Source organism: Azospirillum sp. B510 (genome assembly GCF_000010725.1).
GTDB classification, from domain to species: Bacteria; Pseudomonadota; Alphaproteobacteria; order Azospirillales; family Azospirillaceae; genus Azospirillum; species Azospirillum lipoferum_B.
In genome coordinates this window covers 2,101,594-2,127,390 of sequence record NC_013854.1, presented here as the reverse complement: position 1 = coordinate 2,127,390, position 25,797 = coordinate 2,101,594, and the positions used below count along the sequence as shown (strand labels likewise).

Below are 25,797 nucleotides of genomic sequence, written 5' to 3'. Positions count from 1 at the left end.
GCGGAGTAAATTCCGCCCCTTAATATTTGTGTTTTTGCGTAAGCTTGGGTCACCGGGTGGCGGTTCTATGGCGTGACCTCCTGCTTGAGATCACTGATTTCGCTTGCCGACCAGCAGGCTGGCGACCGCGGCACCGCTTTTGCCGGCGCGCTCGCCGATGGCCGTCAGGGTCTCGTCCGGTGCGGCGACGATGCCGGCGGCCTTCAGCACCTCCACCGCCTTGTCGGACATCAGGCCCAGCGCCGGGGCGGCGGTTTCCAGCTTCGCGGCCGACAAGGCGCCGAACACGGCCGCCGGATTGGCCCCCCCGCCGCCCGTGCCGCCGGTCAGGCCGGTGAAGGCCACCGAGACGATCAGACTGGTGGCGAAGGCCGCCTGCGCCGCACGCCGCTTGAGGTGGCCGGTGAAGGCGCGCCAGTTCTTCACCAGATGCCACAGCGCGATGGCGGAGAAGGCCACGCTCAGCCATTCATGTGAGAACCGCACCAGCCCGGCGTTCCAATGCCCGAGCAGCATGATGCCGGTCACGGTGGACACGGCGAAGGTGACGATGGTGACCGGCGTCACCACGTCGCGGGTCATGGTCCTGGAGACGGAAGCCCCGCTTTTCGCGGCGGTCCGGGCTGATGTGTCGATGCTGGTCATGGCTGTCGTCTTTCCGGTTGGTGTCCCGATTTTTCCGGAAGGATCGCGCCGGATTGTAACCGCCTGATAACCGTCGGATGTCTGACTTGTATCAGTTTGTAACCATAGGTAGAAGAAGGAGATGTCGTGGTGGAGGTGAAGCCCCCCGCAATCCTGTCCAAGACGGTCGCCGTGCCGGCCTGTTAGACTGCGGCATGGACCAGCGATCAGCCCTGAACCCCTCATTGCCCAGGACGCCGGCCGGTGGCGGCGACTTCGCCCGGCTGTGGCGGGAGGCGCGTTTCGACGGCATGGAATGCCTGAACGCCCGTTTCCAGCGCCACAGCTACGCCCCCCACACCCACGAGACCTATGTGGTCGGCGTCATCACCGCCGGGACCGAACTGTACCGCTGCCGCGGAGCCGAACGGGTGGCGCGGGCCGGTCAGGTGGTGGTGCTCGACCCGGAGATCCTGCATGACGGGCGGCCGGCCGAGGATGGTTACGCCTACCGCATGTTCTATCCCCCGGTGGCGCTGTTCGAACAGGCGATGGCCGACGCGCTGGGCCGCCCGGCGCTGCCCCATTTCACCGCCATGGAACTGGATGACCCGGAGCTGTTCCTGGCCCTGCGCGGCCTGCATCATGGGCTGGAGGGGCCGTATCGCGAGGCGCTGCGTACCGAGACCGACGCGTTGCGCGCCTTTACCGCGCTGGCCCTGCGCCATGGCGACCTGACGGCGCGCCCGCGCGGACCGGGGCATGAGCCGGCGGCGGTCCGCCGGGCGCGCGCGTATCTCGACGCCCATCTCGACTGCCCGGTCGAACTGGCCGATCTGGCGGCCGCGGCGGGTCTCAGCCGTTTCCATCTGCTGCGGGTCTTCCGGGCGGCGGTGGGAACGACCCCGCACGGTTACCTGACCGACCGGCGCGTCGTCCAGGCCAAGCGGCTGCTCGCCGGACCCTTGCCGCTCGCCGAGGTGGCGCTGGCCTGCGGTTTCTGCGACCAGGCGCATTTCAACCGGGTATTCAAGGGTCGGGTCGGCGTCTCCCCCGGCCAATACCGGCGCGGCAGCAATCCCGTCCAAGACGCGGCCGCCACCGCCGCCTAGCTTGCGGCCCATGAGCATTGACAGCCTCCCCATACCGGCATCCCTGCGGCAGGAGTTCGCGTCGGGTGTCCTCCATTCCCTGCCCGTCGTGGCCGGCGCCATCCCCTTCGGCTTCCTGCTGGGCAGCCTTGCCGCCAAGGCCGGATTGTCGGCGCTCGACATGGGGCTGATGAGCGCGCTGGTCTTCGCTGGCAGTTCCCAATTCGTCGCCGTCGAACTGCTGGACAAGGGTGGCGCCGGGGGCGGCGCCGGGCTGGCGGTGGTGGGGGCGATTCTGCTGGTCAACCTGCGCCATCTGCTGATGGGGGCGACGCTGGAGCCGCGTTTCCGGGACATCTCCCGCGCGCGGGCCGGGTTGGCGCTGTTCTTCATGACCGACGAGCAATGGGCGCTGGCGCTGCGCCGCGGTGCCGGACTGACGATGGCCTACTGGTACGGGGTGGCGGTGACGCTCTATCTGGCCTGGCTCGCCAGCACGGTGGCTGGGACGCTGGCCGGCGCGCTGGTTGCCGATCCCGCCGCCTGGGGGCTGGATTTCACTTTCATCGCCGTCTTCCTCTGCCTGCTCGCGGGATTCTGGCGCGGGGCGGGCTCCCTGCCGCCCTGGCTGGCGAGCGCCGCCGCCGCCCTGGCCGTCCATGCGCTGTCGCCGGGCGGCACTTGGCACATCCTGGCCGGCGCGTTGGCCGGCGGAGCGGTCGCCGCCTTGCAAGCCAGGGGGCGGGGGAGGGCGCGTCATGCTTGAGTCGCTGCGTCTGGACTGGGGTGTCTTCGCCGTCGTGCTGGGCGGGGCGCTGGTCACCTGGATGACGCGGATCGGCGGACCGTGGCTGATCGCGCGGCTGCGGCCCGGTCCGGCGGCGAGTGCCGCGCTGGAGGCGACGCCGGGCGCGGTGCTGGTGGCGCTGGTGACGCCCGCCGCCCTGTCGCGCCCGTCCGACGCGATCGCCGCCGCCTTCGTCTGCCTGATCGCCCGGCGGGTGCCGATGGTGGTCGCGGTGGCGGCCGGGGTGGTCGCCGTCGTGCTGTTGCGCCGGCTGCTGTAGCGCCGCATCAAACTGCGGATCGGGGCGAACTGCCGTCTGGTGAAGCGGGCGGGGGATGCCTATAAGTCGGGGATGACCGATCCGATCTCCGCCCCCGCCGCTCCCGCCGCCGCCGCTGTGGCCTTCGACCCGCACGCCCTGCCGCCGCTGCGCGATGTGATCGCGCGCTTCGGGCTGGAGGCGCGCAAGGCGCTGGGGCAGAATTTCCTGCTCGACCTCAATCTGACGGGGCGGATCGCCCGCTCGGCCAATCTGCCGGCCGGCACCACCGCGATCGAGGTTGGTCCCGGTCCCGGTGGCCTGACCCGCGCCCTGCTGGCGACCAACGCGGTCAAGGTGATCGCCATCGAACGCGACCGCCGCTTCATCGAAGCGTTGCAGGACGTCATCGAGGCCGCCCAGGGCCGGCTGTCCATCGTCGAGGCCGACGCGCTGACGGTGGACCCGGAGGAGTTGGCGCCCGCTCCGCGCGCCATCGTCGCCAATCTGCCCTACAATGTCGCCACACCGCTCCTGCTCGGCTGGCTGGCTCGCATCGACGCCTATGTCAGCCTGACCCTGATGTTCCAGAAGGAGGTCGCCGACCGGCTGGTCGCCAAGCCGGGCAGCAAGGCCTATGGCCGGCTGTCGGTGATCACGCAATGGCGCTCCGACGCCCGCGTGCTGTTCAACCTGCCGCCGCGCGCCTTCACCCCGCCGCCCAAGGTCGAATCGACGGTCGTCCATCTGACCCCGCGCGCCAATCCGGAGCCGGCCGACTGGCGGGCGCTGGAGCAGGTCACCGCCGCCGCCTTCGGCCAGCGCCGCAAGATGCTGCGCCAGAGCCTGAAATCCCTGGGCAATGCCGAGGCGCTGCTGGAGGAGACCGGCATCGCCCCGACCGCGCGGGCGGAGGAGATCGATGTCGCCGGCTTCGCGGCCCTGGCCCGCGCCTTCCGGTCCTGGACCCCGGCGGCGCCGTCCCCGGAGGGGGCTGCCGAGGGGGCCGCATGATCCGGGTCACGCCCCGCATCAGCCTGGATGAAAGCGAGTTGCAGGAGGAGTTCGTCCGCGCCTCCGGCCCCGGCGGGCAGCACGTCAACAAGACCGAAACGGCGGTGCAGCTGCGTTTCGACGTGCGGCGCTCGCCCAACCTGCCGGACCCGGTGCGCTACCGGTTGGAGCGGCTGGCCGGGTCGCGCCTGACCCAGGACGGCGTCCTGATCCTGGTCGCCGACCGCCACCGCTCGCAGATGCGCAACCGCGAGGACGCCCGCGAGCGGCTGATCGACCTGATCCGCGACGCCGCCGCTCCACCGCCACCGCCCCGCCGCCCGACCAAGCCGACCAAGGGATCGAAGGAGCGGCGGCTGGAGGGCAAGGCCAAGCGGTCGGAGGTGAAGCAGGGGCGGCGCTCGCCGGCCGGGGATTAGCCTTTCCCTACCGCCGCGACAGCCCGCCATCGATGTCGATGACCGATCCGTTGATCGCCGCCGGGGCGGCATGCAGCAGCCACGTGATGGTGTCCGCCACCTCGTCCGGCTCCACGGCGCGGCCGAGCGGGATCCGCTTCAAATGTTCGGCCATCCGTTCCGGCCGGATGCGGTCCAGCATCGGCGTCCGCGTCGGCCCCAGGCTGACGCAGTTGAACAGCAGATCCTCGTTGGAGTGGGTCATGGTCAGGCTCTTCATCGCGCCGACGATCGCCGCTTTGGAGGCGGTGTAGATCGGGTCGCCGGTTCCCGCCACCGTCGCCTGGCTGCCGACGAACACCACGCGAAGCGGCGCCGGCTGGCTCGCGTTTTCCGGCGGCAGCCCCATGAGGATCTTCAGCATCAGCAGGGAATCGATCAGGTTGCTGGCGAAGACCTCCGTCATTCCGGCGGCGGAATAGTCGGATAGCGGCTTGCACGGGTAGATCCCGGCACAGAAGACGATGCCGGCCGGCCGGCCGACGGTGGCGACGATGTCGGTCATGAGCGGGACGATGGCATCCTCGCCATGGCCGGCAAGCCGGTAATGGCGCATGCCGCCCCCGCGCATGGCGCCTCCGTGCCCGGCCCCGTGCGCATCGTCAGCCGGACCGCCCTCCACCACGTCGAGCCCGACGACCCGGTCGCCCATCGCCAGCAACCGCCGGCAAAGCGCTGACCCGACGCCACCGCGTGAGCCGGTGACGAGAATGGCCGGCGCGTTCCCTTGATCGTCCTTGCGCATGGGTTGCCCGCTCCAAAGAGTTTTTCCCGTGCGGGATTGTCCGGCGCGATGGGGGCGATCGTCAATCGCCGGCATTTCGCCTCCGTCGGCAGACGGGGCCTGGGCGGACGCGGCCCCGGGCCGGTAGCATCGTCCGGACGCCGCCGCCGAACATGTCCGCCATGAGGCCGGCGCATTGGACGGGTCACCCATCCCGTGCCAGCCTCGTCATCCGCTTACCCGTTAAACAGTCCCCGTGAAGACAAATCCGGGGCCGGAGACGTTCGATGAGCCATCCATCCGCCAGCGCCGTCCTGCCGTCGCCGACCTCGGCCCGGCTGTCCGTCGGCTTCGCCTGGGTCGGGCACACGTTGATGCACATCGTGTCGGCGCTGTTCCTCACCATCGTCCTGGCGCTGGAGACCGAATGGAAGCTTTCCTATGACGAGCTGATCCGGCTGTGGACGCTGGGCGCCTTCATGATCGGGCTGGGGGCGCCGCTGGCGGGATGGCTGGGCGACCGCTGGAGTTCGGCCGGCATGATCGCCGTCTTCTATCTGATGACCGGCGGCGGGGCGGTGCTGGCCGGGCTGTCGGACGGGCCGGAAATGCTGTTGTGGGCGCTCGCCCTGCTCGGGCTGGGGGCGTCGATCTACCACCCGGTCGGGATGGCCTGGATGATGGCGAACGCCGAGAATCGCGGCAAGGCGATGGGCTGGCTCGGGCTGTTCGGCACCTTCGGCGTCGCCACCGCCGCGGTGGTGGCCGGCAGCCTGACGCAGTGGCTGAACTGGCGCATGGCCTTCATCATTCCCGGCGCGATCTGCGTGGCCCTGGGCATCGTTCTGGCCCTGCTGCTGCTGACCGGCATCGTCCAGGACCGGCATGCCGACGTGAAGCCGCAGCCCAAGCCGTCGCGCGGCGACGTGATGCGCGCCTTCTTCGTGCTGTCGCTGACCATGGTCTGCGCCGGTCTGATCTTCAACGCCATGCAGGTGGTGCTGCCCAAGCTGTTCGAGGCGCGGCTGGGCGGCTGGCTGGGCGGCGGCACGCTGGGGGTCGGCGGGCTGGTGACGGTGGTCTATCTGATCTCCGCCCTGCCGCAGATGATCGGCGGCGTGCTGGCCGACCGCCATTCGCTCAAAAGGGTCTACACGCTCTGCCTACTGGTCCAGATTCCGATGATGGCCGCGGTCGCCTTTCTGGCCAACCTGCCGCTGGTCGCCGCCGCCGCACTGGTCGTGATCGCCTCGCAGACGCAGATCCCGGCGGAAAACCTGCTTCTGGCCCGCTATACCCCGGACAAGCACCGCGGGCTGGCCTTTGGCGCCAAATACATCCTGTCCTTCGGCGCCGGCCCGCTGGCGGTGCAGCTGGTCGCCTGGGTCTATGAGCGTACCGGCGAGTTCACCATGCTCTACCTGACCCTGTCGGCGCTGGCCGCCATGGCCTTCACCGCCGCCCTGCTGCTGCCCGACGACCGCCGGAAGGCCGAACCGGTGGCCGAGCCGCTGCCGGCGGCGGAGTGACCCGCCGCCGGTTCAGCAAACCTTACGCCAGCGTCTTGGACAGCGCCTGATCGAGGTCGGCGATGATGTCCTCCGGCGTCTCCAGCCCGATCGACAGGCGGATCACCTCGGGACCGGCGCCGGCCGAGGCCTGGGCTTCCGCCGAGAGCTGGCGGTGGGTGGTCGAGGAGGGGTGGATGATCAGCGACCGCGCGTCGCCGATGTTGGCGAGGTGGCTGAACAGCTCGACGCTCTCCACCATTTTCACGCCGGCCTCGAAGCCGCCCTTGACGCCGAAGGTCAAGACGGCACCGGCGCCGCGCGGCAGGTACTTCCGCGCCAGCGCGTTATACTTCGACGACTCCAGCCCGGCATAGCTGACCCAGCTCACCGCCGGATGGCTTTCCAGGAACCGCGCCACCTTGAGCGCGCTGTCGGCGTGGCGCTGCATGCGCAGCGGCAGCGTCTCGATGCCGTTCAGCGTCAGGAAGGCGTTCATCGGCGCCTGGCTCGGCCCGAGGTCGCGCAGGCCGACGGCATGGCCATGGATGGTGAAAGCCAGATGGCCGAAGGTCTCGTGGAAGCGCAGGCCGTGATAGCCGGGGTCGGGCTCGCTCAGCGCCGGGAACTTGCCGGACTTGCTCCAGTCGAACTTGCCGCTGTCCACCACCACGCCGCCGACCGAGGTGCCGTTGCCGGACAGGAACTTGGTGGTCGAATGCACCACCAGCGTGGCGCCCCAGTCGATCGGGTTGATCAGGTAGGGGGTGGCCAGCGTGTTGTCGACGATCAGCGGGATGCCGGCCTCGTCGGCGATCTTCGCGATGGCCTCGATGTCGGTCACCACGCCGCCGGGGTTGGCGAGGCTCTCGACGAAGATCGCCTTGGTCTTCTCGGTCAGCGCCACCTTGACGGTCTCGACGTCATCCGTGTCGACGAAGCTGGGCTGCCAGCCGAAGGCGCGCGGGAAGCTGATGCCGAGCTGGTTCAGCGAGCCGCCATAGAGCTTCTTCGAGGCGACGATGTGGTCGCCCGGCGCCATCAGCGGGAACAGCGCCAGCAGCTGGGCGGCATGGCCCGACGCGGTCGCGGTGGCGCCGGCACCGCCCTCCAGATTGGCCAGCCGCTCCTCCAGCACCGCCACCGTCGGGTTGGTCAGGCGGGAATAGATGAAGCCGACCTTTTGCAGGTTGAACAGCGAGGCGGCGTCGTCGACATCCTCGAAGACGAAGCTGGTGGTCTGGTAGATCGGCGTCTGGCGCGCGCCGGTCGCCGGATCGGGAGCGGCGCCGGCATGGATGGCGCGGGTCTCGAAGCCGAAGCTCTTCTGCTCAGTCATCAGTGTGATTCCCCCAATTTTTCAGATCAGTTTCTTGAACGATTTCGTCGGCGCCCGGCGGCGCGTCACCAGAAGGTTGGAATTGACGCCGATCCGGCCGATCTCGCCATAGAGGCGCTGGAACTCCATCTTTGGACAGCGGTCCATCACCACGGTCAGCCCGGCGGCCTGCGCCCGCGCCGCCGCCTCGTCGTTGCGGACGCCGAGCTGCATCCACACCACCTTGGCGCCCGCCGCGATGGCCTCGTCCGTCACCCCGGCGGCGGCGGTGGCGTTGCGGAAGACATCGACCATGTCCGGCGGCTCCGGCAAATCCTTCAGGCTGGCGTAGACCGGCAGGCCGAGGATGGTCCGCCCCGCCAGCTTCGGGTTGATCGGGATGACCCGATAGCCCTTGTCGCGCAGATACTTCATCACGAAGAAGCTGGCCTTCACCGGATCGGCGCTGGCGCCCACCACGGCGATGCTCTTCACGCTTTCCAGAACGCCGCGCAGGAAGGCGTCGGTGTAGGCGGCCGGATCCGTGATTTCGGCGGTTCGGGCCTCGCTCATCGGCCGCACCACACCGGCGTGCGCTTGCCCAGGAAGGCGTCGATGCCCTCGGCGGCGTCCTCGGCCATCATGTTCTCGGTCATCACCCTGGCGGCGTAGGCATAGGCGCCCTCGGCATCCAGCTCGATCTGGCGGTAGAAGGCCTCCTTGCCGGTGGCGAGCGTCAGCGGCGACTTGGACGCGATCTTGGCGGCGATGCCATCGACCACCTCGTCCAGCTGGTCGGCCGGCACCGCGCGGTTGACGAGGCCGATGCGCTCGGCGTCCTCCGCATCGATCAGGTCGCCGAGCAGCAGCATCTCCATCGCCGCCTTGCGCCCGACCGCGCGGGTCAGCGCCACCATCGGCGTCGAACAGAACAGTCCGATGTTCACGCCCGGCGTGGCGAAGCGCGCGTCCTCCGCGCAATAGGCGAGGTCGCAGCTCGCCACCAGCTGGCAGCCGGCCGCCGTCGCCACGCCGCGCACCTTGGCGATCACCGGCTGGCGGATGCGGCTGATCGTCAGCATCAGGCGCGAGCATTGGGTGAACAGCGCCTCGTACAGCGCGCGCGAGGGAGCGGCGCGCATCTCCTTCAGGTCATGCCCGGCGCAGAAGGCGCCGCCGGCCCCGGCCAGCACCACGGCACGCACGGTGCCGTCCTCGTCGATGGCGTCGAGCGCGTCCTGCAACGCCGCCATCAGCCCGACCGACAGCGCGTTGCGCGCCTTCGGCCGGTTCAGCGTCAGCGTGGCGACCCCATTGCAGTCCTGGCGCAAGACCAGCGGGACATCCGGCGTGGCATGGGGGTCATGTGTGGAAACCGCGGCGCTCATGGTCGTTGTCCTCCCGTGCTTCTTCGGTTGCGCAGCGCAGGCAGCTTAACGCGCCGGGCTCGCGGACAACACGGGGAAGCTGTCGGCCGGGAGGAATGAGACGACAGGTAGCAGGGGAATTCAACGGGGAAGCATGTTTGAACGGAAATAAAATCTATTTTTTTAATAGGAAATTAGGATTGCAACAGAGCGAAATCCTCCCTCTCCTCAAGGAGGAGAGGGGGGTATCCGAGGCCGGGTGGGACAGGGGGTTACGACGCCTTGACGGTCTTCTTCTTCGGGGCGGCGGTTTCGGCGGGAGCGTCCTTGGCGGCCTTCGCCTTGGTCGCCTTCTTGGCGGCGGGTTTTTTCGCGGGAACCTTCGCCTTGGCGGGCTTCTCCGCCTCGGCGCCCTCGGCCTTGGCCGGCTCGGCGTCCTTCGGGGCCTTGCCCTTCTTGGCGGCGTCCTTGGCGACCTTGGCCTCGATCAGCTCCAGCGCCTGCTCCAGCGTGACGCTGTCCGGCTCGGTCCCCTTGGGGATCGAGGCATAGACGCTGGCATGCTTCACATAGGGGCCGAAGCGGCCGGAGCCCATGGTGATCGGCTTGCCGGTCTTGGGGTGGTCGCCCAGCGTCTTGGCCGGGGCCGACGCCTTCTTCGCCGCGCCGGCCAGCAGATCGACGGCGCGGTTGATGCCGATCGTCAGCACGTCGTCGTCCGCCGTCAGCGACTTGTAGACGCTGCCATGCTTCAGATAGGGACCGAAGCGGCCGATGCCGGCGCTGATCTCCTCGCCGGTCTCCGGATGGTTGCCGATGGCGCGCGGCAGCGCCAACAGCCTCAGCGCGGTGTCGAGGTCGACATCGGCGGCGGCCATGCCCTTGGGCAGCGACACCCGCTTGGGCTTCGGCGCCTCGTCCTTCTTCTTTTTCTTCGCCTTCGGCTTCTTGCCGTCGGCCGCCGGCTCTTCCGCCGCCGGCTCCTCCGGCGGGGTGGCGGCGGCCGGCGCCGGGCCGAGCTGGATGTAGGCGCCGAACGGGCCGCGGCGCACCGTCACCGGCAGGCCGGTCTCCGGATCGTTGCCCAGTTCGCGCGGGCCTTCCTGCGCCTCGCCATTCTCGTCGTTGGCGACGGCCAGCGGCCGGGTGTAGCGGCAGTCGGGATAGCGCGAGCAGCCGATGAAGGCGCCCATCTTGCCGAGCTTCAGCCCCAGCCGGCCCTCGCGGCAGACCGGGCAGACGCGCGGGTCATGGCCGCCCTCGGTGGCGGCGGGGAAGAAATGCGCGCCCAGTTCGTTGTCGAGCGTGGTCAGCACCTGGGTGATCGTCAGGTCCTTGGTGCCGTTCACCGCCACGTCGAAGGCGGTCCAGAAGTCGCGCAGGACGGTCTTCCAATCGATCTTGCCATCGGAGATTTCGTCCAGCTGGTTTTCCAGCTCCGCCGTGAAGTTGTACTCCACATAGCGGTGGAAGAAATTCTCCAGGAAGGCGGTGACCAGCCGGCCGCGATCCTCCGGGATGAAGCGCCGCTTGTCGAGCCGGACATAGTTGCGGTCCTGCAGGACCTGAAGGATCGAGGCATAGGTGGAGGGGCGGCCGATGCCCAGCTCCTCCAGCTTCTTGACGAGGCTGGCTTCGGAATAGCGCGGCGGCGGCTGGGTGAAATGCTGGTCCTGGGCGATGTCGCCGCGGGCGAGAGCGTCGCCCTGGTCCATCGCCGGCAGGCGGCGTTCCTGCTGCTCGTCCTCGGCCGCGTCGTCGCGGTCCTCCTGATAGACCTTCAGGAAGCCGTCGAACACGACGATGGAGCCGGTGGCGCGCAGGACCACCGCCTTGGCCCCGTTGTCGGAGGGGCTGGCGATGTCCACCGCCACCTGATCCAGAACGGCGCTTTCCATCTGGCTGGCCAGCGTGCGCTTCCAGATCAGCTCATAGAGCCGCAGCTCGTCCTGCTCCAGATAGGCGGCGACCGTTTCGGGCCGGCGGTGCAGGTCGGTCGGCCGGATGGCCTCGTGCGCCTCCTGGGCGTTCTTGGCGGCGGTCTTGTAGACGCGTGGCTGGTCCGGGACATAGCGCTCGCCGTAATGCGAGCCGATCAGGCCGCGGGCGCCGTCGATGGCCTCCTGCGACAGGCTGACGCCGTCGGTTCGCATGTAGGTGATCAGGCCGACCGTCTCGCCGCCGATATCAACGCCCTCATACAGCTTCTGCGCCGTGCGCATGGTGCGGGTCGCGCCGAAGCCCAGCTTGCGCGAGGCCTCCTGTTGAAGGGTGGAGGTGGTGAAGGGCGGCGACGGATTGCGCCGGCTCTGCTTGCGCTCGACCGACGAGACTGCGAAGCTCCGTGGCAGGATCTTCGCCACCGCGGCCTCGGCGGCCTCGCGGTTGGGCAGGCCGAACTTGTCGAGGCGCTTGCCGTCCAGCTGGGTCAGCGACGCGGTGAAGGCGGAGCCCGACGGCGTGGTGAAGCCGACCGCGATCGACCAGTATTCCTGCGGCTTGAAGACCTCGATCTCCGACTCGCGTTCGCAGATCAGGCGCAGCGCCACCGACTGCACGCGGCCGGCCGACTTGGAACCGGGCAGCTTGCGCCACAGCACCGGCGACAGGGTGAAGCCGACCAGATAGTCGAGCGCCCGGCGCGCCAGATAGGCGTCGACCAATTCCTGCGACACGGCGCGCGGGTTGGCCATGGCGGTCTGGACGGCCGACTTGGTGATCTCGTTGAAGGTGACGCGCTGGACGTCGCGGTTGTCGGACAGATGCTTTTCGCGAAGGAGTTCGGACAGGTGCCAGGCGATGGCCTCTCCCTCGCGATCCGGATCGGTTGCGAGATAGATGCGGTCGGCCGACTTCACCGCCTTGGCGATCTCGTCGATGTGGCGTTTGGAGCGGTCGCCCAGCTCCCACTCCATCGCGAAATCCTCATCCGGGCGCACCGAGCCGTCGCGCGCCGGCAGGTCGCGGACATGGCCGAAGCTGGCGATGACGGTATAGTCGTCGCCCAGATATTTGTTGATGGTCTTCGCCTTGGCCGGCGATTCGACGATGACGACGTTGCTGCCCGGCAAGAAACCAGCCCTTCGCGTATGCCCACCCAAACCACGGGGATGCCGATCAGGCGAGAGAGACCTGATGACCGGGAAGACGCTGGACTCGGCCGGCAAGCTCGAGTTCCAGAACCACGGTCAGCACCACCGGAGCGGACAATTGGCACCCGCGGACGAGTTCGTCAATGGTGACGGGCGAGTGGCCGAGGTTTTCCAGCACCAGGGCGCGCGCCCTTGCGAGGTCGGATTCGTCCGGTTCGGCCGCCTTGCCGGGGGGGTGGATCGCTGCGCTGAACAGGTCGCGCCGCCGTTCCGCCAGCGTCGGCGCGCGCAGGGTCTCGATGGCGCGCAGCACGTCGTCGGCCCGTTCCACCAGCGTGGCGCCCTGGCGCAGCAGGTTGTTGGTGCCGTGGCAACGCGGGTCGAGCGGGGAGCCCGGCACCGCCATCACCTCCCGCCCCTGTTCCAGCGCCATCCGCGCGGTGATCAGCGAGCCGGAACGCGGTGCCGCCTCGACCACCAGCACGCCCAGCGACAGGCCGGAGATCAGGCGGTTGCGGCGGGGGAAATGGCGGGCCTGCGGCTGGGTGCCGATGGCGCTCTCCGCCACGATCACGCCCTGCGCCAGGATGTCGCGGTACAGGGCCTCGTTCTCCGGCGGATAGACCACGTCGATGCCGCCGGCCAGCACCGCGGCGGTGCCGCTGCCGAGCGATCCGGCATGGGCGGCGGTGTCGATGCCGCGGGCAAGGCCGGACACCACCAGCAGCCCGGCCTCCCCAAGATCGCGCGCCAGCGATTCGGCGAATTTCTTGCCGTTCAGCGAGGCGTTGCGCGCGCCGACGATGGCGACCGCGCGCCGCCGCAAGAGATGGGCGTGTCCGCCGGCCGAGATCACCGGCGGCGCGTCGTCGATCGCCGCCAGGGCTTCCGGATAGTCTGGCTCGCAGGCGCACAGCAGCCGGGCGCCGAAGCGCCGGTTGGCCTCCATCTCCCGTTCCGCCTCGGCCTTGGCGGCGATTCGCAGCGGCTTGGCCCGGCCGCCCCGCCGCGCCAGGTCGGGCAGGGCATCCAGCGCCTTGCCGGCGCCGCCATAGTGTTCCAGCAGGCGGTGGAAGGTGATGGGGCCGACATTCTCGCTGCGGATCAGCCGGATCCAGTCAAGCCGCTCGGAGTCGGTCAAAGGGTGTCTTGGTTGCGTCATGTTCAAAACATTTACAACCCATCATCTCCGTGTTCAACATGCATTCGGATGCTGTGACGAATGAAGGAGATCATTTTCCCGCGTCCAATCCGTTCGGAGAGGGGGGCCATCTGAAGTGACCGGAGGGAAGAGGCGTGAGGCGTTCGGTATGATAAGGGCCTGTTTTCAGCTTTGGATTGATTGATCGGCCGCCTGGGCATCGTCCGGATGCGACATCCGGCCAATGTGACGGTCGTGTTGTTGCGGGTGATAACCTTAAGGAAATTCGCCGGATTCGGACGCAAAACTGCGGAGAATCCCCTATGGCGGCTAATTTCAGTGTCGGTATGATCTGAGTCATAACAGTGTACTCGGGTGGGGTGGGGAATGTTTGGACGTGGGAAGAACAACCGGGCGCTTCAACGTAAGATGTCGGCGCTGGACGCCTTAAGGGCGAAGGTCATGGTGGCCGATGAGAATTTGAACATCGTCCATGTCAACCCGGCGGTGACGGCACTTCTGCGTGAAGTCGAAGGCGACCTGCGCAAGGAATTGCCGCGTCTGGATGTCAACCGCCTTGTCGGCAGCAACATCGACGTCTTCCATAAGAACCCCAGCCACCAGCGCTCGCTGCTGGCGGCGCTGACCAAGCCCTATGGAGCCACCATCAAGGTGGGCGGGCACCAGTTCGACCTGCTGGTCACGCCGTTGACGGAGGATGGCCAGCGCATCGGCTTCGTCGTCGAATGGGCCGACGCCAAGGAGCGGCTGGAGAATCTCGACTACGCCACGCAGATGGCGGCGATCAGCCGGTCGCAGGCGGTGATCGAGTTCACCACCGACGGCATCATCACCAAGGCGAACGACAATTTCCTGAAGGTGATGGGCTATCGCCTGGACGAGGTCGTCGGCAAGCATCACAGCATGTTCGTCGAGTCCAATTACCGCCAAAGCGCCGACTATGCCCGCTTCTGGGACACGCTGCGCCGCGGCGAATTCCAGGCGGCCCAGTACAAGCGGATCGGCAAATCAGGCAAGCCGGTCTGGATCGAAGGCGCCTACAACCCGATCTTCGACGAGAAGGGCAAGGTCACCAAGGTCGTGAAGTTCGCGGTGGATATCACCCCTCAGATCACCCTGCTGAACAACCTGAAGGTGATGATCGACAAGAATTTCGGCGAGATCGAGCAGGCGCTTCACGAGTCGGTGGGCGAGGCGGATTCCGCCAACAACGCCGCCGGCTCGACCTCGGCCAGCGTGCAGGCGGTGGCGGCGAGCGCCGAGGAGCTGGTCTCCTCCATCGCCGAGATTTCCCAAAGCATGACGCGCGCCCGGGCGGCGACCGACGGCGCCTTCGACCGCACCGTCGCCGTCGGGGAAAGCACCGATCGGCTGGCCGCCGCCGCCCAGGCGATGAACGGCATCGTCGGGCTGATCAACAGCATCGCCGGCCAGATCAACCTGCTGGCGCTGAACGCCACCATCGAGGCGGCCCGTGCCGGCGAGGCGGGGAAGGGCTTCGCCGTCGTCGCGTCGGAGGTGAAGAATCTCGCCAATCAGGCGGGCAAGGCGACCGAACAGATTTCGGCCGAGATCGAAGGCATCCAGTCGACCTCGACCGAGGTCGCCACCGCGCTGAACGCCATCCGCGAGGCCGTGTCGGTGGTGCGGGAGCATGTGACCGGCACCGCGTCCGCCGTCGAGGAACAGAGCGCGGTCACCCAGAGCATGTCGTCGAGCATGCAAACGGCCTCCGCCGCCGTGGAGACGGTGACGTCCAACATCGCCGCCATCTCCGCCGCGGTCAATCAGGTGGCTGGTGCGGTCGAACGGACCAAGGAGGCGGCGCACGTGCTGGTTCGCTGATGGATGGCCGGGCGGCGCGCTGTCCGCGACACCCGGCCGTCCATCCCCGTCAGCGCTTGTGGAACACCGGCGGGCGTTTCTCGAAGAAGGCGGTGATCCCCTCCTTCGCCTCGCCATGGTGCAGAGCCTCGACGAACAGGTCGCTCTCGCGGGCCAGCTGGGTGGCGAAGCTGCCATAGGCCAGCTCCATCAGTTTCTTGGCCCGGCCCATGGCGCCGGCGGGTCCGTCGGCGATGGTCTGCGCCCAGGTGATCGCCTCGGTGAGCGCGCGGCCGGTCGCGGTGACGCGGTTGACGACCCCGGCCGCATGCAGGCGGGTCGCGTCGACCGGACCGCCGGTCAGCATCAGCTCCGCATAGAGCTGCGGCGGCAGGGCGCGGGCGAGCGAGGCGGAGGCGCCGCCGTCGGCCGTCAACCCGACCTTGACATAGGCGGTCAGGAATTCCGCGTCCTCCGCCGCGACGATCAGGTCGCAGGCCAACGCCAGCGAGAAGCCGGCGCCCGCCGCCGGCCCCTCGACCGCGGCGATGATCGGCTTGGGGCATTCGCGCATGGCGCGGACCCAGCCATGGAAGCGCTCGATCCCGTCCCGGTTCTCGGACCGCGAACGGCTGCCATGGTGATAGAGATTGGTCAGGTGCCCGCCGGAGCTGAAGGCGCCGTCGGCCCCGGTCAGCACGATGGCGCCGATGCCGGGATCATGCGTCGCCTCGTCCAGCGCGTCGCGGCCGGCCCCCATCATCTTCAAACCCAGCGCGTTGCGGGTGCCGGCGTCGCTCATGGTCAGCACCATGACGCGGCCCTGGCGTTCCACCGTCATGCTGCCGGTATCCTGACGTTCGTTCATGGTTGTTTCTTCCCCGGTTGTCGTTGTCCGGCGAAGGCGCCCTCGCCGGATGGTGGTAACACTGTGCCAGCGTGAGGGCGGCGCTCCAATCCCTCCGACCGGTATAGAGGAAGGTCGGATGGCGCCGGAAACGGCTGTTTTCAACATCCCCCCTTCCTACATTGGGGTGAGACCTATCGCCGCGCGGGGCGGCTCCGGACGACGAATGGCGAGGGCGGGGAATGGCGCTGGCGCTGCACCGGCAGGACCGGAAGCCGGGAGGCCGGAAGATTGGGGGCGGGCCCGCCACCCAGGCGCCCAGTCCTCCCTATGCCAACCGGATCGTGATCCTTGTCTGCGTGCTGGCCTTCGTCCTGCGGCTGCCGCCCGAATCCTTCGCCTTCGTTCCCGCCTATTTCTTCGGAACGGTCGAACTGGCGGGGCCGCTGCCAACCGGGGCGCTGTGGCGGGGCCTGTTCGGCCATGTGCTGATCCATGGCGACCTGACCCATCTGCTGTCCAACATGGCGGTTCTTTGGCTGCTCGGCGACGTGGTGGAGCGGGAGGCCGGTCATCTCCGCTACCTTCTGGTCTTCCTGATGGGCACGGTCGCGGCGGCGCTGACCGAGGGGCTGCTGACCACCGACCGGATGGCGCCGCTGATCGGGTCGAGCGGGGCGATCTGCGCGCTGATGGGCGCCTTCCTGTCGATGCGGCCGCGGTTCGGACCGCTGTCGCGGTTCTGGCCCCGGCGGCTGGTGCAGGGGGCGATCCTGGTCTTCGCGTTCCTGAACGCGGCGATGATGCTGGTGCCGGTCGGAGCGGACTCGCCACTGGCCGAGGTCGGCTGGGGCGCCCATGCCGGCGGGGTCGGCGCCGGGCTGCTGCTGGGTGCCCTGCTGCGCCGCCCGTCTCGGCGCGGCCGTGCTTCCGGCGCCGCCTGAGCGGTTGCAATTGCCCTGCGCGACCGAAATACTCGCGCGTCCTTTGAGTGGGAGGCGACGGTTCATGGGCGACGGTGCGAGCGGCGGAACGGCTGGCGAGGCGATTGGCGAGGCGATTGGCGAGGCGATTCTGGGGGTGATCGGCGGTAGCGGCCTGTACGACATCGACGGGTTGGAGAACACCCGCTGGGTCAAGGTGACGACGCCCTTCGGCGAGCCGTCGGACGAGTTGCTGACCGGCGAGCTGGCGGGGCGGAAGCTGGTCTTCCTGCCACGCCACGGCCGTGGCCACCGCATCCCGCCGTCCGAGCTGAATTTCCGCGCCAACATCCATGCGCTGAAGCAGCTGGGCGTGACGGAAATCCTGTCGGTGTCGGCGGTCGGTTCGTTGAAGGAAGATCTGCCGCCGGGCACCTTCGTGGTGATCGACCAGTTCATCGACCGCAGCTTCGCCCGCGCCAAGACCTTCTTCGGCAGCGGGCTGGTCGCCCATGTCGGGTTCGGTCATCCGGTCTGCGGCCGGCTGGGCGACCTGATCGAGGAGTCGCTGGCCGAACTGGACATCCCGCGCCAGCGGCGCGGCACCTATATGGTGATGGAGGGGCCGCAATTCTCCACCGTCGCCGAATCGAACCTGTACCGCGGCTGGGGCTGCGACGTCATCGGCATGACCAACATGCCGGAGGCCAAGCTCGCCCGCGAGGCGGAGATGTGCTACGCGACCGTCGCCATGGTCACCGATTACGATTGCTGGCATGAGGATCACGACCATGTGTCGGTCGATGCGGTGATCAAGGTGGTGGTCGCCAATGCCGGCAAGGCGCGCGCGCTGGTGGCGGCGCTGGCGCCGAAGATGGCGCGGCGCCAGGGGCTGTGCGTCCAGGGCTGCCACACCGCGCTCGACAACGCCATCATGACGGCACCCGCCCACCGCGACCCGGCGATGCTGGATAAGCTGTCGCTGATCGTGAAGCGCGCCCTCGGATAAGAAGGGGGGATGGGAAGGGGGGATGGGGCTGTGCCGCCAGCCGGCATCACCACTCCTCCCGCCCTTCATCGACTCATCCCGCTGAATGAAAGCGGGGGCTTTCCAATTTCAGGCGGGGCGGCCGGGTGCCAGCAGGTTGGCGGTCATCGTCTGCACCACCTCATCCTTCTGGTTGAAGGTGGTGGTCTTTACCCGCAGCACGCCCTGGCCGGGCCGTTTGGTCGAGCGGCGGGCCTCCAGCACCTCCATCTCGATGCGCAGCACGTCGCCGGGCCGGGTCGGGCGCGGCCAGCCGATCTCGTCCACCCCCATGCCGATATAGCCGCCGGCCAGCCTCGCATCGCTGCCGACGATCATCCGCATGGTCAGCCCGGCGGTGTGCCAGCCGCTGGCCGCCAGCCCGCGGAACAGCGTGTCCTTCGCCGCCTCGGCGTCCAGATGAAAGGGCTGCGGGTCGAACCTCTCGGCGAAGGCGACGATCTCCGTCGCCTCGACCGTCAGCGGCCCGCTGGTGAAACGGTCGCCCACCGCGATGTCTTCGAAATAGCGCATCTCCCGGAACTCCATTCGTTGGGGTGAGCAAAGGCCGGTCAGCCGATGATACAGACCTGTCTCTCTCTTGCGATGGTAGAGACAGGTCTGTATCATTGTCAATGCCGGGCTTGGCCCTGGCCGTTCGCAACGGATGGGATCAGGGATGCCGAGGATCGAGGGAGCCGCGACGGCGGTCGCACGCAAGCCGGCGCGCGACCGGATTCTCGACACCGCGGCGGAACTGTTCTACCGCGACGGCATCCGCGCGGTCGGCATCGACATGATCATCGCCTGTTCCGGCGTCGCCAAGATGAGCCTGTACCGGAATTTCGCTTCGAAGGATGATCTGGTCTGCGCCTATCTGGAACGCAACATGGTCTGGCATGCGGCGTGGTGGGAGCGGGTGACCGCCCGTCATCCCGGCGACCCACGCACCCAGATGAAGGCGCTGTTCCTGTCGCTCAGCCATTGGATCGCCCATCCGAAATTCCAGGGCTGTCCCTTCACGACCGCGGCGGCCGAGCTTCGCGACCCCGCCAATCCCGCCCGCGTCTTGGCGCTGGCCCACAAGCGCATGGTGCGTGACCGTCTGCGCGCGCTGGCGCTGGCGGCCGGTGCCGCTGATCCGGACCAGCTATGCGCGCAGTTGCAGTTGCTGATGGAAGGCGCCTATGCCGCCGGCCGGGTGCTGGATCTGGGGCCGGGCAACGCGTCGGTGGCGAGCACGGCGGCGGCGCTGATCGATTTGGCCTGTGGAAAGCTTCGGGAATAGGTTGGGAGGTCGCGCTTATCCCCCGCCCCGAATGCGAAAACGCCGCAGGGCGGACCTGCGGCGTTGTGGCGAAGAAGACGCGCGGGTCGTCAGTCCGCGGTGATCCGCTCGCGGACCGACTGGCCGGGGCGGTAGTCTTGCAGACGGGTGGCGCGCAGGCCGCGCATGCCGTGGCTGTCGATCAACCGCTGCCAGGACAGGAATTCCTCCACCGACAGGGTGTAGCGGCGGCAGGCCTCCTCCAGGCTTATCAGGCCCGAACGGACGCCGGCGACGACCTCGGCCTTGCGGCGCATCACCCAACGCTTGGTGTCGGGCGGGGGAAGATCATTTTCGGTCATGGGACGCCCCTCAGGACCAATGACCGATGCACCGGCTGCCGAATCATCGCCGGTGTCGAGTTCTATGAGTGCCATGCGCGGACGCTCCAACCCAAACTGTGGATTCCACGATTTCGGGGTACTGTAGGCGCCGGCACTTAACAAATGCCTAAACGAAAGGGTTAACATTTTATCGGGTGGTAGCCGGCTCCCCGGACGGCCGGGGCGGCGTCCCGGCCGTCCTGGGATGGCGGCGGTCGGTTCATGCGACCGGCCCCGGTCAATACACGGTGGTCAACTTCGACAGCGGCACTTCGCTCGGGCCGACATTCAGCACCGTCTCGCCATCCTTGTTGTTGCCGATGCCCGAGACGGTGCCGAAGGTGTAGGTGGTCGTCTTGATGGTGTCGTCCTTGTTCTCCGACATCGGAGCGATGTTCAGGCGATAGGTGCCGGGTTGCACCGCGTTGCCGTTGTTGTCCTTGAAGTCCCAGGCGACCGCATGCTTGACACCGGCGGTGGTGTCGCCCTGCATCGTGCGGACGATGTTGCTGTTGGCGTCCAGGATGTCGACGCGCACCGACTTGGCCGAGGTCGCCAGCTCATAGCCCAGCGGGGCCTGGGTCATGCCCTGCGTGTATTGGAAGGTATCGCCCTGGAAGGCGACGGTGCGGCCGAGATAGGCGAGGTTGGTAGAGGCGGTGCCGGCCGACTGCAACTGCACCAGCTTGTCCAGGCGGCTGTTGGTGCCGATGTTCTGCTCGACGTTCGCGAAGTCGACCAGCTGCTTGGTCATGTCGTTGGTGTCGAGCGGCTTCAGGGGATCCTGGTTCTTCATCTGCGTGGTCAGCATGGTGAGGAACGTCTGGAAATTGTCGCCCAGCCCCTTGGTGGCCGACGCGGTCTTCTGGGCATCGGTCTGCGGGGTCTTCGACGTCTCGTCCGCCGTTTTGGAACCGGTGGACTTGCCGCCCGAGAAGGTGCCGAACTGGTTGATGGTCGGGGTGTTGTTGGTGGTGCTGGTGGTCGTGGCCATGGCGGTCTTCCTTTGTGGCCTTTCCGGCCGAAATCTGTGATCTGCCGCCGTGATCCCTTCGGGGGCCGCGGCGAGGCGTTGCGTCAGGCGCGGATGTCGACGCGCCCGTTGCCGAGCGTGGCGGTATAGACGGCGCCGTCGGCCCCGTCATCGTCGCCGCCCCCGCCGAAGCCGCGGCCGCGCCGTCCCGCTCCGGTGCCCTTGCCATCGCCCTGGCCGTTGCCGGCGAAGGGGTTGCCTTCGCCGCGCAGGCTGAAGTTCAGGCTGTTGGAGTCCGTTTGCAGTCCGGCATCCTGCAAGGCGCGTTCCAATCCCCGGCTGTCGCGTTGCAGAAGCTCGAGCGTCTGCGCTTTTTCCACCGCGACCATCGCGTTGACCCGGCCATCGGCGCCGATGTCCAGCTTGATGTCGATCCGGCCCAGCTCGGCAGGGTGCAGGTTGATGGTGAACTGATCGGTCTCCTCGCCGACATGCTTCTTGATGTGGACGGCGATCTGGTCCTGCACCCCCATCGGCATGCCGGTACCGCGCGACGGGCGGAGCGTCGCGGCCGCCTGCGGCTGGTCGATGCCGGGCATGCCGCCATGGGCGCCCTCCATCGCGGCCAGCGCCGGGTGGAGATGCGGGTTGGCGGCGGCGGAGGAGCCGGCGGAACCGGCGTTCCCGGTCGCATCGACCCCCTCCAGCGCCTTGGTGGCCGTATCGGTCGCGGCGGTCGCGATGGCGTGTGCCACCGGAGCGGCCGGAGCGGCGGCCGGGGCCGGCGGCTGGGGCGTCGGCATCGCCTGCGGCTGTGGCTGGGCGTCGTTCCGGTTCCCGCTTTCGCCACCGGCCTGTTTGCCGGTCTGCTTGGTCTCGCCGGACTTCGCCTTGGCGGCGGCCAGCAGATCGGCGAAGCGGTCGGGAAGCGCCGCGTCCTCGTCGGTCGGCAGGGCATCGGCCTTGGCGGTGTCCGCCGCCGCGCCCGTCGCCGCATCCGCCGTCTGGGCTGCGTCGCCGCCTTTGCCGGCCGCCTTCGCATCGGCACCAGTGGCGGCACCAGTGGCGGCACCAGCAGCGGCACCGGTGACGGTCCCGGCGGCGGCTCCCGCCGGGCCGCCGGCCGCCGCGCCAGCCATGGCTTGGGCCTGGGCCTGGGCCTGGGCAAGCTGGGCGGCGACGGGGGTGAGGACATCGGCCGTCCCGGTTCCGCCCGCTCCTGCGGTGGCAATGCCGTCCCCGCCATCGGCATTTCCATCCGCTGTGGTCTTCGTCGCCTGTCCGCTCCGCATCAGCCCGGCCAGAATCAGGTCGCTGGCCTGTGGCACCGGCTGCGGCGGAACCGGCTGCGCGAGGGCCGTCTGGTCGACGGCCTGGTCCTTGGTTGGGTCCTTGGCCTGGTCGTCGGCCTGGGCCGTGTCCTGGTCCCCCGCCGCGGCGTCCTGGGCGGAGGAAGCGTCATCGCTGGCGGCATCGACAGCCGTGGCGCCGGCATTTTCGGTCGTGGCGTCTGTCTCGCCGGCATCGGCGCCGGCGGCCTCGCCGCTCTTCGCCGCTCCGCTCTTGTCGGCGGTCGTTTTCGCCGCATCGGCCTTCGCCGTGCCCTTCACCGGCTTCTCGGCCTTGGGCGGCTGGCGGTCCTCACGCTTGGCCTCGACGGGGCGGTCGCCGCCGTCCGTCTTGCCGGCCTTCTCCGCCGCGCGGGCCGCGTCCGCATCGGAACGCGCGGTCTGGGCGGCGTCGGCCCGCTTCGGATCGGGTCTGGGTTCCGCCCGTAGCGGCTGCCGGCGTTGGGCCTCCGCCCTGGCGTCGCGGGCTTCCCTTGCCTCCCTTGCCGCGTCCCTTGCGGCGTTGTTCGCCGCCTCCTTGGCGGAGTCGCGCGCGGCGGCATCGGTCTGCTCGCGCTTGCGCGCGGCGGCGTCGGCCAGCATGCGGTCCATCATCTTGGAGAAGAGGTCGTTCTTCGTCCCCGTCCCCTGCGTCTGCTGGGACTGGGCGAGACCGTCGAACAAGGACGCGGCGATGTTGTTCGATTGGACTTCCATGGAACGGCCTCTCAAAAACGGCGGAATGCGCCGGTGGCGGTGTCGCGGGATCAATGCAATGGACGGGCCAACCGCCGAATCCCGCCGGGGAGCGCTTCTGCGGGGGGCGGGGCGGCGGTTCCCGCCGCATGCCACGCTCCGAACCGGCAAAAGGGACCGGCAAAATCCGCCGGGTGCGGGGTCTTTCTTGCCGTGGCGGTCATGGTCGCGAAGACGGCCCGGCCGCAACGGAAATGGCCGCCCGGCGAGGGGCGGCCGTCCGAAGGGGTCCGGCGGTCACGGATGAGGTCGGTGCGGAGCCGGCCCTTCAAAGCCTGGTGTTCAGCGCCGCCGACGTCCGTGGCCCGCTGGGCGGCGGGGAATAGCCGCGGCCGCCGCCCATATGCGCGGCATAGGCGGTGGTCGGCGCCTTCTGCTGGCGGGTGATGGCGCCGACCACGGTGTCGACCATCACCTTCTGCGCCTCACCGCCGACGCGCAGAGCCTCGGCATTGTCGGCGGTGGCGGCATAGAGTCTGCCGGTGCCCTCCCTCAACGCCGTCTTCAACTCCGGGGACAGGGCAATCAGCCCCTCGCGGTCGACGCGCAGCAGGCGGCTGATCTCCTCATAGACCAGCGTCATCGGCTGCTTGTCCTTGACGATCTGGGCCAGTTCCCTGGCCGGGCGGCGGGCGCGGACGGCGGCGGCCTCGCGCTCCAGCAAGCTGGTCAGGCGCCCCATCAGCTCGACCAGCGCCACCGCGCGCTCCTCGGCGTTCTTCGGCAGGTTGGCGGCCGGCTTGGCCGGCTGGGGGAAACGGACGTCGACCTTATCCATGGCTGGCCTCCTGGGCGCGAAGAAGCTCGTCGTAAACCTGCTTGGCGATGCCGAAGCCGCCGCGCTGGGTGATCTGTTTTCCGAACTGCTCGATCAGCATCGGCCGGAACATCTCCTCGCCGCGGCCGCCGCCGAAGGTTTCGTCGGTTCCGATCCCCTCGAACATCGGGCCCAGCATCTGCGAGACGAACTGGCTTTCGAACTCGCCGGCCGACTTGCGCAGCTGGGCAAGCTTTGCCGGGTCGGTCTTGGCCTCGATGTCGGAAATCTTCGTCAGGGTGCGCACGCCGTATCCGGCGGCCTGGGCGCGCTCCACCAGTGAAGAGGTGGGCGAGGCGCCGCGCGGGGCCGAAGCGGTGGAAAGGGCGGGGCTCAGGGACATCAGATCACCTCGATCTCGGCTTGCAGGGCGCCGGCGGCCTTGATCGACTGGAGAATGGCGATCATGTCCCGCGGTCCCACCCCAAGCGCATTCAAGGATTGTACCAACTCCTGAAGCGTCACCCCGGAATTCATCACGGCGAGGCGGTTGTTGGACTGGTCGTCGACCTGGATGTCGGTGCGCGGTACCACCGCGGTCTGGCCCTGGCTGAAGGGGCCGGGCTGGCTGACCTGCGGCGTCTCGGTGATGCGGATGGTCAGGTTGCCCTGGGCGATGGCGACGGTGGAGATGCGCACATTCTCGCCCATCACGATGACGCCGGACTTCTCGTCCACCACGACGCGGGCGACCTGATCGGGGGTGATGCGAAGCTGCTCGATCTCCGTCACCAGCCCAACCACGTCGCCGCGCCGTGCTTCCGGCACATTGATCAGGACGGAGGCCGGATCGGTCGCCTGGGCGCGGTTGCCGCGCAGCTGGATGTTGATGGCGGTCGCCACCCGCTGGGCGGTGGTGAAGTCCGGGTTGCGCAGGGACAGGCGCAGCACCGGCAGCTCGGCCAGCGAGAACTGGATCTCCCGTTCCACGATGGCGCCGGAGGAGATGCGGCCGGAGGTCGGCACACCACGGGTGACGCTGGCGCCCTGGCCCTGGGCGGTGAAGCCCGACACCGCGATCGGCCCCTGCGCCACGGCATAGACCTCGCCGTCGGCACCCATCATCGGGGTGACCAGCAGGGTGCCGCCCAGCAGGCTCTTTGAATCGCCCATCGCCGAGACGGTGACGTCGATGCGCGTGCCCTGGGCGGCATAGGCGTTCAGCGTCGCCGTCACCATCACCGCCGCCACATTCTTGGTGCGCAGGTTGGTGCCGCGGGTGTTCACCCCCATCCGCTCCAGCATGCCGGTCAGGCTCTGCTCGGTGAAGGGGGAGTTGTTCAGGCTGTCGCCGGTGCCGTTCAGGCCCACCACCAGCCCGTAGCCGATCAGCATGTTGTCGCGCACGCCCTCGACATCGACGATGTCCTTGATGCGGGCGGAGGCGGCGACCGCCGGTGCCGCCGGGACGCCGAACGCCAGCAGGGCGGTCAGCAGGGCCGGAACGGCGTGGCGGCGCAGAAGGTGAAGGGCGGTGGCGATCATGACGCGGACACTCCTGTACTCGTGCCCGCTTCTATACAAACCCCGTGCCAGACGCGCCGCGCGGCGGCATTCCGCCCCCATCCTGAAGAATGCCCGGAAAATGGCGCCTTTCGGTCACAGCCGGCCCGGCAATTTTTGCCCGATTGCGGCAAGGCTTGACCGGATGTTAAGGTTGATCCATCTACAGTGCGCGCGTTTACGCATCCTTTACTGCAAACGGTTGCACGGATCATGAAAGTCGAAGGCTCCGGAAAAATACGCGGCAGTGGGTCGGTACGCCGCACCGGCAAGGCCGAAGGCTCGTCCGGCGCAGCCTTTTCCAAGCAATTGGTGGGAGAGGCCGGGTCCGCCCATGGCGTCAGCGGCACCGCCGCGACGGGTGGGGTTTCGGGCGTTCTGGCCTTGCAGGAGGTCGATGCGACCGATGACGCCACCGCCCGCGCCTCGCGCGGCAAGATGCGGGCGGAGGAGATGCTGGACCGGCTGGAGGAAATCCAGCACGGCCTGTTGTCGGGCACCCTGTCCGCGCAGAAGCTGATCGACCTGGCCAAGGTGGTGCAGACGCGCCGCGCCCATGTCGACGATCCGGGGCTGGCGGAAATTCTGGATGAGATCGATCTGCGGGCGCAGGTCGAACTGGCGAAGCTCACCTCCTGAAATCCATGTGCCGCCCGGACTTGCGGGCGGGAGCGCCGGTGGTAACGCCGGCGGAGCGGGACGCCCCCCGGATGCGCCGGGATCTATCCCTGCGCATGGCGCGGCG

Annotated in this window: 26 protein-coding genes; 11 read left to right on the top strand and 15 right to left on the bottom strand. The window is 68.4% G+C overall.

Going from position 1 to position 25,797, the window contains the following annotated elements:
• Positions 1–90: 90 nt before the first annotated feature.
• Positions 91–645: a DUF4405 domain-containing protein gene (locus tag AZL_RS09810; protein WP_012974477.1), complete on the bottom strand. Its 555-nt coding sequence runs from the start codon at positions 643–645 to the stop codon at positions 91–93.
• A gap of 194 nt (positions 646–839) precedes the next feature.
• On the opposite strand from AZL_RS09810, the gene AZL_RS09805 reads away from it, so the two are divergent.
• The 5 genes from AZL_RS09805 to arfB all read left to right on the top strand — a co-directional run bounded on the left by AZL_RS09805 (position 840) and on the right by arfB (position 4,194).
• Positions 840–1,736 (top strand): AraC family transcriptional regulator, encoded by an 897-nt coding sequence (locus tag AZL_RS09805; protein ID WP_012974476.1) that lies wholly within the window; start codon positions 840–842, stop codon positions 1,734–1,736.
• A gap of 10 nt (positions 1,737–1,746) precedes the next feature.
• Positions 1,747–2,481 carry an AzlC family ABC transporter permease gene (locus AZL_RS09800; RefSeq protein WP_012974475.1) on the top strand — a complete coding sequence of 245 codons (735 nt, stop codon included), beginning with the start codon at positions 1,747–1,749 and terminating at the stop codon, positions 2,479–2,481.
• The gene (locus AZL_RS09795; RefSeq protein WP_012974474.1) at positions 2,474–2,782 is read left to right on the top strand and encodes an AzlD family protein; all 309 of its coding nucleotides are present in this window, start codon (positions 2,474–2,476) and stop codon (positions 2,780–2,782) included. The genes AZL_RS09800 and AZL_RS09795 overlap by 8 nt, the downstream gene beginning before the upstream one ends.
• A 72-nt stretch (positions 2,783–2,854) precedes the next feature.
• The gene (gene rsmA / locus AZL_RS09790) at positions 2,855–3,775 is read left to right on the top strand and encodes a 16S rRNA (adenine(1518)-N(6)/adenine(1519)-N(6))-dimethyltransferase RsmA (protein WP_086935354.1); all 921 of its coding nucleotides are present in this window, start codon (positions 2,855–2,857) and stop codon (positions 3,773–3,775) included.
• Positions 3,772–4,194, top strand: a complete 423-nt coding sequence (arfB, locus tag AZL_RS09785) for an alternative ribosome rescue aminoacyl-tRNA hydrolase ArfB (RefSeq protein ID WP_012974472.1) — start codon at positions 3,772–3,774, stop codon at positions 4,192–4,194. Before rsmA ends, arfB begins: the two co-directional genes overlap by 4 nt.
• 7 nt (positions 4,195–4,201) lie before the next feature.
• On the opposite strand, the gene AZL_RS09780 is transcribed toward arfB, so the two are convergent.
• Positions 4,202–4,978, bottom strand: coding sequence for an SDR family NAD(P)-dependent oxidoreductase (locus AZL_RS09780; RefSeq protein ID WP_012974471.1), 777 nt, complete (start codon positions 4,976–4,978; stop codon positions 4,202–4,204).
• 266 nt (positions 4,979–5,244) lie between these two features.
• On the opposite strand from AZL_RS09780, the gene AZL_RS09775 reads away from it, so the two are divergent.
• Positions 5,245–6,486: an MFS transporter gene (locus AZL_RS09775; RefSeq protein ID WP_012974470.1), complete on the top strand. Its 1,242-nt coding sequence runs from the start codon at positions 5,245–5,247 to the stop codon at positions 6,484–6,486.
• A gap of 22 nt (positions 6,487–6,508) precedes the next feature.
• Here AZL_RS09775 and AZL_RS09770 read toward each other — a convergent pair whose 3' ends face one another.
• The 5 genes from AZL_RS09770 to dprA form a co-directional block, all read right to left on the bottom strand.
• A complete protein-coding gene (locus AZL_RS09770; RefSeq protein ID WP_012974469.1) occupies positions 6,509–7,804 on the bottom strand; it encodes an O-acetylhomoserine aminocarboxypropyltransferase in 1,296 nt (431 codons plus the stop codon).
• 21 nt (positions 7,805–7,825) lie between these two features.
• Complete coding sequence (locus AZL_RS09765) at positions 7,826–8,356, bottom strand: CoA-binding protein (RefSeq protein ID WP_012974468.1); 531 nt, start codon at positions 8,354–8,356, stop codon at positions 7,826–7,828.
• Positions 8,353–9,171 carry an enoyl-CoA hydratase gene (locus tag AZL_RS09760; protein ID WP_012974467.1) on the bottom strand — a complete coding sequence of 273 codons (819 nt, stop codon included), beginning with the start codon at positions 9,169–9,171 and terminating at the stop codon, positions 8,353–8,355. Before AZL_RS09760 ends, AZL_RS09765 begins: the two co-directional genes overlap by 4 nt.
• Positions 9,172–9,422: 251 nt before the next feature.
• Complete coding sequence (gene topA / locus AZL_RS09755) at positions 9,423–12,221, bottom strand: type I DNA topoisomerase (protein ID WP_012974466.1); 2,799 nt, start codon at positions 12,219–12,221, stop codon at positions 9,423–9,425.
• A 46-nt stretch (positions 12,222–12,267) separates the two neighbouring features.
• Positions 12,268–13,404, bottom strand: a complete 1,137-nt coding sequence (gene dprA / locus AZL_RS09750; protein ID WP_012974465.1) for a DNA-processing protein DprA — start codon at positions 13,402–13,404, stop codon at positions 12,268–12,270.
• 366 nt (positions 13,405–13,770) lie between these two features.
• Here dprA and AZL_RS09745 point away from each other — a divergent pair, with 366 nt between their 5' ends.
• Positions 13,771–15,249, top strand: coding sequence for a methyl-accepting chemotaxis protein (locus AZL_RS09745; RefSeq protein WP_042442905.1), 1,479 nt, complete (start codon positions 13,771–13,773; stop codon positions 15,247–15,249).
• Between the two features lie 49 nt (positions 15,250–15,298).
• Here AZL_RS09745 and AZL_RS09740 read toward each other — a convergent pair whose 3' ends face one another.
• Positions 15,299–16,096: an oxepin-CoA hydrolase, alternative type gene (locus tag AZL_RS09740; RefSeq protein ID WP_012974463.1), complete on the bottom strand. Its 798-nt coding sequence runs from the start codon at positions 16,094–16,096 to the stop codon at positions 15,299–15,301.
• 221 nt (positions 16,097–16,317) lie between these two features.
• Here AZL_RS09740 and AZL_RS09735 point away from each other — a divergent pair, with 221 nt between their 5' ends.
• Positions 16,318–17,019: a rhomboid family intramembrane serine protease gene (locus AZL_RS09735; RefSeq protein ID WP_012974462.1), complete on the top strand. Its 702-nt coding sequence runs from the start codon at positions 16,318–16,320 to the stop codon at positions 17,017–17,019.
• A gap of 64 nt (positions 17,020–17,083) precedes the next feature.
• On the top strand, positions 17,084–18,007 hold the full coding sequence (locus AZL_RS09730) for an S-methyl-5'-thioadenosine phosphorylase (RefSeq protein WP_012974461.1): 924 nt from the start codon (positions 17,084–17,086) through the stop codon (positions 18,005–18,007).
• A gap of 108 nt (positions 18,008–18,115) precedes the next feature.
• On the opposite strand, the gene AZL_RS09725 is transcribed toward AZL_RS09730, so the two are convergent.
• Entirely contained in the window at positions 18,116–18,559 is a 444-nt protein-coding gene (locus AZL_RS09725) for a MaoC family dehydratase (protein WP_012974460.1), read from the bottom strand.
• A gap of 145 nt (positions 18,560–18,704) precedes the next feature.
• Between AZL_RS09725 and AZL_RS09720 the strand changes: the two genes are divergently transcribed.
• The gene (locus AZL_RS09720; RefSeq protein ID WP_148219274.1) at positions 18,705–19,313 is read left to right on the top strand and encodes a TetR/AcrR family transcriptional regulator; all 609 of its coding nucleotides are present in this window, start codon (positions 18,705–18,707) and stop codon (positions 19,311–19,313) included.
• Between the two features lie 89 nt (positions 19,314–19,402).
• Here AZL_RS09720 and AZL_RS09715 read toward each other — a convergent pair whose 3' ends face one another.
• From AZL_RS09715 to AZL_RS09690, 6 genes are all read right to left on the bottom strand, one after another.
• Positions 19,403–19,729: a DUF1153 domain-containing protein gene (locus tag AZL_RS09715; RefSeq protein ID WP_012974458.1), complete on the bottom strand. Its 327-nt coding sequence runs from the start codon at positions 19,727–19,729 to the stop codon at positions 19,403–19,405.
• 184 nt (positions 19,730–19,913) lie between these two features.
• Positions 19,914–20,669 carry a flagellar hook assembly protein FlgD gene (locus AZL_RS09710; protein WP_012974457.1) on the bottom strand — a complete coding sequence of 252 codons (756 nt, stop codon included), beginning with the start codon at positions 20,667–20,669 and terminating at the stop codon, positions 19,914–19,916.
• Between the two features lie 83 nt (positions 20,670–20,752).
• Positions 20,753–22,693 carry a flagellar hook-length control protein FliK gene (locus AZL_RS09705; protein ID WP_148219273.1) on the bottom strand — a complete coding sequence of 647 codons (1,941 nt, stop codon included), beginning with the start codon at positions 22,691–22,693 and terminating at the stop codon, positions 20,753–20,755.
• A 307-nt stretch (positions 22,694–23,000) separates the two neighbouring features.
• Positions 23,001–23,510 (bottom strand): hypothetical protein, encoded by a 510-nt coding sequence (locus AZL_RS09700; protein WP_012974455.1) that lies wholly within the window; start codon positions 23,508–23,510, stop codon positions 23,001–23,003.
• Positions 23,503–23,892 carry a rod-binding protein gene (locus AZL_RS09695; RefSeq protein WP_012974454.1) on the bottom strand — a complete coding sequence of 130 codons (390 nt, stop codon included), beginning with the start codon at positions 23,890–23,892 and terminating at the stop codon, positions 23,503–23,505. The genes AZL_RS09700 and AZL_RS09695 overlap by 8 nt, the downstream gene beginning before the upstream one ends.
• The gene (locus AZL_RS09690) at positions 23,892–25,034 is read right to left on the bottom strand and encodes a flagellar basal body P-ring protein FlgI (protein WP_012974453.1); all 1,143 of its coding nucleotides are present in this window, start codon (positions 25,032–25,034) and stop codon (positions 23,892–23,894) included. The genes AZL_RS09695 and AZL_RS09690 overlap by 1 nt, the downstream gene beginning before the upstream one ends.
• A gap of 231 nt (positions 25,035–25,265) precedes the next feature.
• Between AZL_RS09690 and AZL_RS09685 the strand changes: the two genes are divergently transcribed.
• A complete protein-coding gene (locus tag AZL_RS09685) occupies positions 25,266–25,691 on the top strand; it encodes a flagellar assembly protein FliX (RefSeq protein WP_012974452.1) in 426 nt (141 codons plus the stop codon).
• Positions 25,692–25,797 lie beyond the last annotated feature (106 nt).

What these genes read in the sequence shown, in the direction of transcription:
- AZL_RS09810 (WP_012974477.1), bottom strand. Translation starts at nt 645, where the DNA reads ATGACCAGCATCGACACATCAGCCCGGACCGCCGCGAAAAGCGGGGCT.
- AZL_RS09805 (WP_012974476.1), top strand. Translation starts at nt 840, where the DNA reads ATGGACCAGCGATCAGCCCTGAACCCCTCATTGCCCAGGACGCCGGCC.
- AZL_RS09800 (WP_012974475.1), top strand. Translation starts at nt 1,747, where the DNA reads ATGAGCATTGACAGCCTCCCCATACCGGCATCCCTGCGGCAGGAGTTC.
- AZL_RS09795 (WP_012974474.1), top strand. Translation starts at nt 2,474, where the DNA reads ATGCTTGAGTCGCTGCGTCTGGACTGGGGTGTCTTCGCCGTCGTGCTG.
- rsmA (WP_086935354.1), top strand. Translation starts at nt 2,855, where the DNA reads ATGACCGATCCGATCTCCGCCCCCGCCGCTCCCGCCGCCGCCGCTGTG.
- arfB (WP_012974472.1), top strand. Translation starts at nt 3,772, where the DNA reads ATGATCCGGGTCACGCCCCGCATCAGCCTGGATGAAAGCGAGTTGCAG.
- AZL_RS09780 (WP_012974471.1), bottom strand. Translation starts at nt 4,978, where the DNA reads ATGCGCAAGGACGATCAAGGGAACGCGCCGGCCATTCTCGTCACCGGC.
- AZL_RS09775 (WP_012974470.1), top strand. Translation starts at nt 5,245, where the DNA reads ATGAGCCATCCATCCGCCAGCGCCGTCCTGCCGTCGCCGACCTCGGCC.
- AZL_RS09770 (WP_012974469.1), bottom strand. Translation starts at nt 7,804, where the DNA reads ATGACTGAGCAGAAGAGCTTCGGCTTCGAGACCCGCGCCATCCATGCC.
- AZL_RS09765 (WP_012974468.1), bottom strand. Translation starts at nt 8,356, where the DNA reads ATGAGCGAGGCCCGAACCGCCGAAATCACGGATCCGGCCGCCTACACC.
- AZL_RS09760 (WP_012974467.1), bottom strand. Translation starts at nt 9,171, where the DNA reads ATGAGCGCCGCGGTTTCCACACATGACCCCCATGCCACGCCGGATGTC.
- dprA (WP_012974465.1), bottom strand. Translation starts at nt 13,404, where the DNA reads ATGACGCAACCAAGACACCCTTTGACCGACTCCGAGCGGCTTGACTGG.
- AZL_RS09745 (WP_042442905.1), top strand. Translation starts at nt 13,771, where the DNA reads ATGTTTGGACGTGGGAAGAACAACCGGGCGCTTCAACGTAAGATGTCG.
- AZL_RS09740 (WP_012974463.1), bottom strand. Translation starts at nt 16,096, where the DNA reads ATGAACGAACGTCAGGATACCGGCAGCATGACGGTGGAACGCCAGGGC.
- AZL_RS09735 (WP_012974462.1), top strand. Translation starts at nt 16,318, where the DNA reads ATGGCGCTGGCGCTGCACCGGCAGGACCGGAAGCCGGGAGGCCGGAAG.
- AZL_RS09730 (WP_012974461.1), top strand. Translation starts at nt 17,084, where the DNA reads ATGGGCGACGGTGCGAGCGGCGGAACGGCTGGCGAGGCGATTGGCGAG.
- AZL_RS09725 (WP_012974460.1), bottom strand. Translation starts at nt 18,559, where the DNA reads ATGCGCTATTTCGAAGACATCGCGGTGGGCGACCGTTTCACCAGCGGG.
- AZL_RS09720 (WP_148219274.1), top strand. Translation starts at nt 18,705, where the DNA reads ATGCCGAGGATCGAGGGAGCCGCGACGGCGGTCGCACGCAAGCCGGCG.
- AZL_RS09715 (WP_012974458.1), bottom strand. Translation starts at nt 19,729, where the DNA reads ATGGCACTCATAGAACTCGACACCGGCGATGATTCGGCAGCCGGTGCA.
- AZL_RS09710 (WP_012974457.1), bottom strand. Translation starts at nt 20,669, where the DNA reads ATGGCCACGACCACCAGCACCACCAACAACACCCCGACCATCAACCAG.
- AZL_RS09705 (WP_148219273.1), bottom strand. Translation starts at nt 22,693, where the DNA reads ATGGAAGTCCAATCGAACAACATCGCCGCGTCCTTGTTCGACGGTCTC.
- AZL_RS09700 (WP_012974455.1), bottom strand. Translation starts at nt 23,510, where the DNA reads ATGGATAAGGTCGACGTCCGTTTCCCCCAGCCGGCCAAGCCGGCCGCC.
- AZL_RS09695 (WP_012974454.1), bottom strand. Translation starts at nt 23,892, where the DNA reads ATGTCCCTGAGCCCCGCCCTTTCCACCGCTTCGGCCCCGCGCGGCGCC.
- AZL_RS09690 (WP_012974453.1), bottom strand. Translation starts at nt 25,034, where the DNA reads ATGATCGCCACCGCCCTTCACCTTCTGCGCCGCCACGCCGTTCCGGCC.
- AZL_RS09685 (WP_012974452.1), top strand. Translation starts at nt 25,266, where the DNA reads ATGAAAGTCGAAGGCTCCGGAAAAATACGCGGCAGTGGGTCGGTACGC.